The sequence below is a fragment of the Candidatus Cardinium sp. cByotN1 genome (assembly GCF_022810525.1).
In the GTDB taxonomy this organism is placed as follows: domain Bacteria; phylum Bacteroidota; class Bacteroidia; order Cytophagales; family Amoebophilaceae; genus Cardinium.
In genome coordinates, this window is the sequence record NZ_JAACGG010000123.1 from 1 (window position 1) to 363 (window position 363).

The 363-nt window shown below is 35.0% G+C and carries 1 protein-coding gene; it reads right to left on the reverse strand.

Annotation, left to right across the window (positions count from 1 at the left end):
* Window positions 1-17: 17 nt before the first annotated feature.
* The coding region (locus tag MUW73_RS03735; RefSeq protein ID WP_243575269.1) for a hypothetical protein at window positions 18-363 on the reverse strand (346 nt) is incomplete at its 5' end.

Below are 363 nucleotides of genomic sequence, written 5' to 3' on the forward strand. Positions count from 1 at the left end.
TTGTGTTTTACAGCTTTTTACCCAGCGTTTGATTTTTGCTGACTTTTTAAGAGTGGCTTCAAAGCCTGATCTATCAGGTCCTGATACCTTTGCTCTGTATATCCTTGTTTATACATTGATTCTTTTACAGATTTTTTTATTGTTTCTTCGAAGGATTCACGTATTTTTTGACTCTTAGCTACATCGTCTTTAGCAGTTTCTAACTGCTCGATTAATTGGTCAGACGATTTGTCGAATGTCTTGGAAAAGTCATCTTGGAATTGATTCTCACGTTCGTTGGATAAACATAATTGTAACATTGCTGCAACCTTTATAGTACGCATCTTTAACTTCATAAGTTCAGTAACAGTCTCTTCGTACATA